Origin of the sequence: Archangium sp. (genome assembly GCF_036389735.1) — a bacterium.
Lineage (GTDB): Bacteria > Myxococcota > Myxococcia > Myxococcales > Myxococcaceae > Archangium.
Genome location: NZ_DASVWK010000298.1, coordinates 1 through 4,951 on the forward strand (window position 1 = coordinate 1; position 4,951 = coordinate 4,951).

The 4,951-nt window shown below is 71.1% G+C and carries 5 protein-coding genes; 3 read left to right on the forward strand and 2 right to left on the reverse strand.

Features of this window, described 5'->3' with window-relative positions:
- On the forward strand, nucleotides 1-544 hold a 544-nt coding region (locus tag VF794_RS10570), incomplete at its 5' end, for a peptidase MA family metallohydrolase (RefSeq protein ID WP_414640896.1).
- Nucleotides 545-764: 220 nt separating this feature from the next.
- Entirely contained in the window at nucleotides 765-1,586 is an 822-nt protein-coding gene (locus VF794_RS10575) for a carboxypeptidase regulatory-like domain-containing protein (RefSeq protein WP_331109329.1), read from the forward strand.
- Nucleotides 1,587-1,644: 58 nt separating this feature from the next.
- On the opposite strand, the gene VF794_RS10580 is transcribed toward VF794_RS10575, so the two are convergent.
- Nucleotides 1,645-2,472 (reverse strand): Ig-like domain-containing protein, encoded by an 828-nt coding sequence (locus VF794_RS10580; RefSeq protein WP_331109331.1) that lies wholly within the window; start codon nucleotides 2,470-2,472, stop codon nucleotides 1,645-1,647.
- A 254-nt stretch (nucleotides 2,473-2,726) separates the two neighbouring features.
- Between VF794_RS10580 and VF794_RS10585 the strand changes: the two genes are divergently transcribed.
- Nucleotides 2,727-4,346 carry a serine hydrolase domain-containing protein gene (locus VF794_RS10585; protein ID WP_331109333.1) on the forward strand — a complete coding sequence of 540 codons (1,620 nt, stop codon included), beginning with the start codon at nucleotides 2,727-2,729 and terminating at the stop codon, nucleotides 4,344-4,346.
- A 13-nt stretch (nucleotides 4,347-4,359) separates the two neighbouring features.
- Here the strand turns inward: VF794_RS10585 and VF794_RS10590 are convergent, their stop codons facing one another.
- A complete protein-coding gene (locus tag VF794_RS10590) occupies nucleotides 4,360-4,851 on the reverse strand; it encodes a VOC family protein (protein ID WP_331109335.1) in 492 nt (163 codons plus the stop codon).
- Nucleotides 4,852-4,951: the final 100 nt, after the last annotated feature.

Sequence of the window (4,951 nt, forward strand, 5' to 3'; positions counted from 1 at the left end):
CTGGAGCCGCTATGACGAGGTGCTCGTCCAGGCCCCCGCCAGTTGGGGATTGGGCGGGGCCTCCCAGCCTCAAATCGACGAGCTGCTGCTGCACGAGCTCACCCACAGCCTCATGTACCAGCTCGCGGCGGACCGGCTCGGCTGGTCGCGCAAGCGGATTCCCCTGTGGTTCCGCGAGGGCATGGCCTCGTTCACGGCGGAGCAGTCGTACCGGTGGGTGTCGCTGGAGGAGATCGCCCGCCACCTGGAGCGCAACCCCACGAGCGACCCCGTCAGCAAGCCCGGGGACCTCTACCGGGACGACTCCAACCTCATTTACGGGGCGGCCCACCACGCCTTCACCTTCCTGGTGCGGCGCTACGGCGAGGACTCGGTGCGCGCGCTGCTGGGCGAGATGCGCGGCGGCAAGGACTTCCCGGAGGCCTTCGAGAGCGTCATCGGAGTGCCCCCGGACACCTATGTGCGGGACTTCACCCGCTACGTGCGCTGGCGCGGATTCCGCAGCGGGCGGCTGCCGCCCCGGACCCACCCGCCCCGGAACTGAGCCCGACGCCCCCCGAGTCACTCCACGGGCCGGGCCCCCCTGTCCCCCTCTGATGGGTAGGGCCCGTCCGCCCGCCCCCTCTGAGGGCGCCCGAGCGCACCCGACCGGCGGACCCTCCGCGCATTGGCCCAAGGCCCCGCTTTTCTGTTACGACAGGCGCCGAACTTCCCACCCAGGTTCGCGACCCCCACGCGTACCGGGAGTGTGAGGAGACCGCACGATGAAGCTGCGCATGCTGGGTCTGACGGTAGCGGGTGCCGTGGGACTTTCCGCCCTGTCGGCCTGCAAGAAGGACGAGGCCCCTCCCGCCGCCACCGCGGCCGCTCCCGCCGCCATCAAGGCCGCCCCTCTGCCCGCGGATACGCCCCTGCCCAAGGACGAGGCCCCCGCCCAGGAGGCCCCCAAGAGCGGTGGCACCATCCACGGCATCGTCGCCTTCAAGGGCACGCCCCCCGCCGCCGCCCCCATCACCCCTGGCTCGGATCCCAACTGCGACGGGATGGATCTGGTGGATCAGTCCGTCCACGTGCAGGGTGGCAAGCTGGCCAACGTCCTGGTGCGAGTGCAGGGCAACGTGCCCGGCCAGCCCACCACGCCTCCAAGCTCCATGGTGGTGGTGGACCAGAACCGGTGCACCTACCAGCCGCGCGTGCAGGGCGCCGTGGCGGGCCAGCCGCTCGTGCTGATGAACAGCGACGGTACGCTGCACAACGTGCGCGGCATGTCCGCGGGCAAGCAGCTCTTCAACGTGATGCAGCCACCCCTGAAGACCAAGGAGGCCATGCCGCCCCAGGAGGCCGACGTCATCCGCCTCAAGTGCGACATCCACCCGTGGATGACGGCGTGGGTGGTGATGAGCCCCCATCCGTACTTCGCCACCTCCGGCGAGGACGGCGCCTTCACCATCGAGGGCGTGCCGCCGGGGACGTACACCCTCGAGGCCTGGCACGAGACGCTCGGCACGAAGACGGCCCAGGTGACGGTGACGGAGGGCCAGCAGGCCCAGACGTCCTTCGAGTTCATCGCCGCCAAGGGCAAGTAGGCGGCCCGGGTGCTCCGGGGGGGCGCGGCGCGAGCGCCCCACCCGAAGCCGGGTGCCACTACTTCTTCTTGATGGTGAGCTTCGTCTCGGCGGCCTTGCTCCCGCCCTCGGCCTTGACCGTGACGGCGCCCGCCTTGAGGGCCGTCACCTTGCCGGTGGCGTCCACGGTGGCGAGCTTCGCGTTGCTGGTGGTGAAGGTGAAGGAGACGCCCTGGATGGCGGCCCCGTCGGTGCCCTTGGCCACCACGGCCAGCGCCGCGCTCTCCCCCACCTTCAGGGTGGCGGGCACGGCCTCGAAGGCCACGGACTCCACCTCGGGCAACTTCACGGTGACGTCGAAGCTCTGCTTCAGCTTGCCGGAGCTCGCCGTCACGCTCGTGGTGCCCACGCCCTTGGCCACCAGCTTGTTGCCCTCCACCCGCACCACGTTGGCGTCGGCGGCGGCGTACTCCAGCTTCGCCTCCTTCACCGGGCGGCCCGCGTCGTCCTGCACCTCGCCCTCCACCACCGCCTCGGAGCCCAGGCCGGTGAGGGTGACGGGCGTGCCCTTCACGTCGATGGCCGAGGGGATGACCACCTCCACGGCGGCCAGGGTGCTCTTCTCACCGGACTTCACGGTGATGCCAGCCGCGCCACTCTTCACCGCCGTCACCTTGCCGGTGGCGTCCACGGTCGCGATCTTCTCGTCGGTGGAGGCGAACTCGAACCGCGCCTTCTCCACCGGCGTGCCGTCCTCCGTCAGGCCCTGCACCACCAGCGTCTCCACCGCGCCCGCCTCGGACAGCTCCAGCCTCTGCGGCTTGACCTCGATGCGCTCCAGCTTCTGGCAGGCGGATGCGAGCAGGACGATCGACGCGGCCAGCAGCGGGTTGAACAGCCTCTTCATGATGAAAGTGCCTCCCACTCGCCCGCGGGCGAGTGCTTTGATGTCGTCAGCGAAAAGGAACTTGGTGCCCCAAGAACCTGGGCGGTAAAACCCGTTTCGCCTCAGCAATCCGTGTTCCATTTCCGACATCCTCTGGAGGGCTCCGGAGGTTCGTGGAAGAAAGACACGGCCCACACCAGGGGTTGTCCCTTTTCTCCACAGGTCCCCGTCCCACGCCAAATCCGGCTACGGTGCGGCCGCGCCAGCACTCCCCCATGTATCGCGACATCCGAGCTGTGTTCCTTCCGGTCCTCCTGTGGGGCCTCACGGTATGGGCGGCGCCCCCAACAGTGCCCGTGTGCGAGCGGCCCCTGTCGGCCCCGTCCCTGGTGGAGCAGCCCTTCCCCGAGGAGGTGCGGCGGGCGATGGAAGCCCTGGTGCGAGCCGAGCTCGCCCGGGAGCCGCACGCGGGCCTCGCGGTGGGCGTGCTGCACGGCGACCGGCGCTGGGTGGGGACGTACGGGCTGCGCGACATGGAGCGGGGCCTGCCCGCGACGCCGCGCACCACCTGGCGCATGGCCTCCATCACCAAGTCCTTCACCGCCGTGGCGGTGATGCAGCTCGTGGAGCAGGGCCGCATGGACCTGGACGCCGACATCCGCACGCTCGTGCCCTCCTGGCCCGAGACGCACGGGCCGGTGACGGTGCGGCAGCTCCTGGGCCACCTGGGGGGCGTGACGAACTACGGCAACCTCGGGCCGAGCCAGGACACCGGCCCGCTCGACACGGCGGGAGCCCTCGCCCTCGTGGCGAAGTACGGGCTGGAGGCCGAGCCCGGCACCCGGTTCATCTACAGCACCTGGGCCTACAGCCTGCTCGGCGCCGCCATCGAGGCCGTCTCGGGGCGGAGCTACGGGGAGTACCTCCAGGAGCACGTCTTCGGCCCCTCCGGGATGGAGCACGCGGCGCTGGACGATCGCCGCACGCGCGACGAGCACCACGCCACGGGCTACCGCCTGCGCGAGGGAAAGCGGGTGCCCTCGCGCGTCGTCGACGTGTCCGGCCGCTTCGCCGGAGGCGGCACCCGCGCCTCCATCGAGGACCTGCTCGGCTTCGCGCGGGCGCTGCTCGACTACCGGCTGGTGTCACCGGCCAGCACGGGACAGATGCAGACGTCCATGAGCACCCGGGACGGGCGGCGCACCGACTACGGCATGGGCTTCGCGACCTGGCCGCTCCGGGGCCACTACGTGGTGGCGCACTCGGGGGCCCAGCCGGAGACCTCCACGCTGCTGCTGCTGCTGCCCGGAGAGGGCGTGGCGATCACCCTCGCGAGCAACGTGGAGGGCCAGGCCGCCTCGCTGCGGCGCATCGCCTACGGCATCATCGAGCTGCTGCTGGAGGACGGGGGTGCTCGCGTGAATGCGCGCCTCCAGAACGGGGTGGACTCGGTGGTGAACGAGGGCCTGGGGCGCGTCTTCGGCCACGGGCTGGCCTACCACCTGTGGGCCACGCGAGGGCCGGGGACGCTGCCCGGGACGAGCGCGCTGCCGGACGCCTTCGCGCAGGTGACGCACTTGCTCGACCGGAACGTCATCGCACGGGCCCCGGGCGCCGCGACCGAACGCATCCGCGCCGCCCACGAGCCCCGCGCGGACTGGCTCTTCGTCCGGGTGGGGGCGCACATGGCCCGGACCCTGGAGGAGGCGCTGGGACCCGAGCGGCTGCGCGGCTACCCCACACGTGGCGCGCTCGCCTTCTTCAATGACTACCTGGCCGTCTGCGAGTCGAAGACCTGCCCGGATCCGTTCCGCTTCAACGAGACGCTCCGCGCGGACCTGCGCCGTTTCTCGTCGGGCGCCCCTCCCGCCCAGGCCGTCGGCAGCGGCAGGTGACCCAGGCGCGCGCCTACGGCGTATGAGCGGCCTTGGCGAAGGCGTCGAAGGCGGAGACGACCTCGGGCGGGGCCTGCACCAGCTCGATGAGCACGCCCTCGCCCCCGAGCGGGAACTGCTCGTTGCCCTTTGGGTGGATGAACGTCACGTCGAAGCCGGCCGCCCCCTTGCGGATGCCTCCGGGAGCGAAGCGCACGCCCTGCTCCTCCAACCAGCTCACCGCGGTGCGCAGGTCGTCCACCCACAGGCCCAGGTGGTTGAGCGCCGGGTCATGCACGCGCGGCTTCCCATTCGGGTCCACCGGCTGCATCAGGTCCACCTCGACGCGGAACGGCCCGGCGCCCGCCACGACGATGTCCTCGTCGACATTCTCGCGCTCGCTGCGGTAGGTGCCCTGGGGCTCCAGGCCCAGCAGGTCGACCCACAGCTTGCGCAGGGGCCCCTTGTCGGCCCCACCGATGGCCACCTGCTGGAGGCCCAGGATACGAAACGGTCGTGTGCTCATGACGAAGCACCGTCGCAGAGCGGGCCCCATCCGGGCAAGGCTCCGCGTCCCGGCCTGTCAGAAGCCCGGCGGAACCTGGCCGTGCAGACAGGTGATGGTG

Bases quoted from the DNA above. Each gene is read 5' to 3' on its own strand.
- VF794_RS10585 (WP_331109333.1), top strand. From the start codon at position 2,727: ATGTATCGCGACATCCGAGCTGTGTTCCTTCCGGTCCTCCTGTGGGGC.
- VF794_RS10590 (WP_331109335.1), bottom strand. From the start codon at position 4,851: ATGAGCACACGACCGTTTCGTATCCTGGGCCTCCAGCAGGTGGCCATC.
- VF794_RS10580 (WP_331109331.1), bottom strand. From the start codon at position 2,472: ATGAAGAGGCTGTTCAACCCGCTGCTGGCCGCGTCGATCGTCCTGCTC.
- VF794_RS10575 (WP_331109329.1), top strand. From the start codon at position 765: ATGAAGCTGCGCATGCTGGGTCTGACGGTAGCGGGTGCCGTGGGACTT.